This window comes from Pseudomonadales bacterium (assembly GCA_013215025.1).
In the GTDB taxonomy this organism is placed as follows: Bacteria; Pseudomonadota; Gammaproteobacteria; order Pseudomonadales; family DT-91; genus DT-91.
On the sequence record JABSRR010000258.1, the window covers coordinates 1 to 2600 of the forward strand.

Annotated in this window: 3 protein-coding genes; all 3 read left to right on the plus strand. The window is 49.2% G+C overall.

The genetic code is table 11. The features are described from left to right. Window positions 1–629: tRNA (adenosine(37)-N6)-threonylcarbamoyltransferase complex dimerization subunit type 1 TsaB (gene tsaB, locus HRU21_12610; GenBank protein NRA43131.1), on the plus strand; the 629-nt coding region annotated here is incomplete at its 5' end. 14 nt (window positions 630–643) lie between these two features. Beyond that, window positions 644–1444 (plus strand): undecaprenyl-diphosphate phosphatase, encoded by an 801-nt coding sequence (locus tag HRU21_12615; protein ID NRA43132.1) that lies wholly within the window; start codon window positions 644–646, stop codon window positions 1442–1444. A 44-nt stretch (window positions 1445–1488) separates the two neighbouring features. Beyond that, window positions 1489–2600: ABC transporter ATP-binding protein (locus HRU21_12620; GenBank protein NRA43133.1), on the plus strand; the 1112-nt coding region annotated here is incomplete at its 3' end.

Here is a 2600-nt window from a genome sequence, read left to right on the forward strand (position 1 = left end):
TGAGCTTCAAGCAGCTAGATGCAGTGGCGGTAAGTTATGGCCCAGGCTCATTCACGGGCGTACGGCTGGCGGTGGCGGTGGCAAAAAGCTTGGCCTGGGTTGATGATCTGCGCTTGATCAGCCTTGACAGCCTGGCGGTGCTGGCCAGTTCTTATCACTGCCAAGCTATGGATAGTAGTAGCGACATAAGCAGCGATATAAATAACGACATACATAACGACATAGATAAAAACAATGAAACTGACAGCGCTGGCGCGTGCAATGCAGATAGTCCAAGTCAGCCACTCACGGTGATCCGCGATGCTAAAATGCAAGAGGTGTATTTAGCTCGCTTCAGTATTGTCGGAAGCCAGCTGCAACAGCTGCAGCCAAGTCAATTATTGGCTCAAGCTGAGCTTGCACAACAGCTGGCCGCAGATGAAACCAAGTTGATTGCTGAACCTGCCAGTCATGGCTTAACCGCAATGCCTGTCACTGGCGTAACAGTCAGCGCCGATGGCTTATTAAACCTAGCGCAGCAACAGTATAACGCTAAACAGTTTATCCCCATGGCGCAGTTAGAGCCGCTGTATATTCGTGGTCACAGCGCCTGGAAAAATATTGCTCAGCAGCAAGCCAGCAAACCCTAGTGATGTGTCATTAAATGGATGTTTTGTATATTGTTCTGCTCGCCCTGATTCAGGGAATCACCGAGTTCTTACCGATTTCAAGCTCTGCGCATCTGATTTTACCGGCGCAGCTCAGCAGTTTACCCGACCAAGGCCTGGTATTTGATGTCGCCGCGCATTTAGGCTCGCTGATCGCGGTGATGTTTTACTTTCGGCGCGACTTGCTGCAGCTCAGCCAAGCTTGGTTAGCGCAGGTTTTTAAGCAGCAAAGCAGTCAGCAGGCGCAGCTCGCCTGGCAAATTATTTTTGCGACAATACCTGCCGTGATTATGGGGCTCTGCATTGAATGGCTGGCGCTGGAGCTGCGCTCGCTGCTGATTATTGCCACCACAACCGTATTATTTGGCATTATTCTGGGTGTGGCCGATAAGCTGGCGCAAAACAATACGCGCCAGCACACCAATATGCGCGACGCATGGCTGATTGGCCTATTGCAGTGTTTGGCCTTAATTCCTGGCACCTCGCGCTCAGGCATTACCATGACTGGGGCTTTACTGCTGGGGCTAAGCAAACAGGCGGCGGCAAGGTTTTCGTTTTTATTGTCAATTCCGCTCATTCTTGCAGCCAGTGCGCTTAAGTCGTGGCAGCTGCTACAGTCAGACAGCAGCATATCGCTATTGCCATTGCTGTTAGTGATGGGATTTTCCGGGCTTACCGCCTGGTTGTGCATTCATCTATTTTTGCGCCTCATCGACCGCATTGGTTTTATGCCGTTTGTGATTTATCGACTATTGCTCGGAATCAGCTTATTTACCGTATATCTTGTCACCGGCTAGCATAGCCAAACGATGACTAAATTTTTTACCGATACGAGTGTTTTATGAATGCCCTTTTTGCTTGGTTTGAATCTCTGGTGCCAGCCTTTCCACCGCAGCACCCAAGCCCAGCACCGACGAAGCTTGTCGCATTTTGCCTGCACTATATTCACGGCTTAAAAAAATACTTAGCCATTGTCGCCTTCACGACTGTGTTAATGGCGGTTGCCGAGGTAGGCCTGTATGCCATTCTGGGTCAGCTGGTCGACTGGCTGGCTGCGCAAGATAAAACGGATTTTTTTCAGCGCGAAAAATGGACCATCATAGGCCTGTTTGCCTATTTGCTGATTTTTATGCCAACCCTGGTGTTATTTCATTCATCAATGATCAACCAAGGTTTTATGGGTAACTTGCCCATGCGGGTGCGCTGGCTGGGGCATCGCTATTTACTGTCGCAGTCATGGCAGTTTTATCAAAATGAGTTCAGTGGCCGTATTGCCACCAAGCTTATGCAAACTTCGCTTGGGGTGCGCGAATGTATCCTCAAGCTGGTCAATGTACTGCTGTTCATAGCGGTGTATTTAATCAGCACCATAGTGTTAGTCGGCAGCTTAGAATGGCGCTTAAGTCTACCGTTATTGGTATGGATTGCGCTGTATTTTGCTATTTTGAAATTTTTTCTACCCAGGCTCAAACAGATTGCCATGCTGCAGGCCGACAGCCGCTCAGAAATGACAGGCCGCATTGTCGACAGCTACACCAATGTGATGACGCTTAAGCTGTTCTCCCAGCATGATTTCGATGCAGACTATGCACGGCACAGTATGCAAGAATTTTTAACGACCGTGCACCCACAGATGCGTTTGGTCACCTGGCTCAATCTCAGCGTCTGGATCATTAATATGCTGCTGATTGCCAGCATCGTCAGTATTGCCCTGTATTATTGGTTTTATGGCGATATGTCAGCCGCCGCGATTGCCGTCGCGATGAGTATCGGTATTCGCATCTCCGGTATGTCGCACTGGATCATGTGGGAAGTGTCTAATTTATTTGAAAATATCGGCACCGTAAAAGATGGTCTGAATACCTTATCCAAGCCAACCCAAGTTGAGGATGCCGAGCAAGCCAGGCCATTGCAGATACAGCAGGCAGAGATTCGTTTTCAGCAGCTTGGATT

Coding starts and splice junctions, on each gene's coding strand:
- HRU21_12615 (NRA43132.1), top strand. CDS start 644: ATGGATGTTTTGTATATTGTTCTGCTCGCCCTGATTCAGGGAATCACC.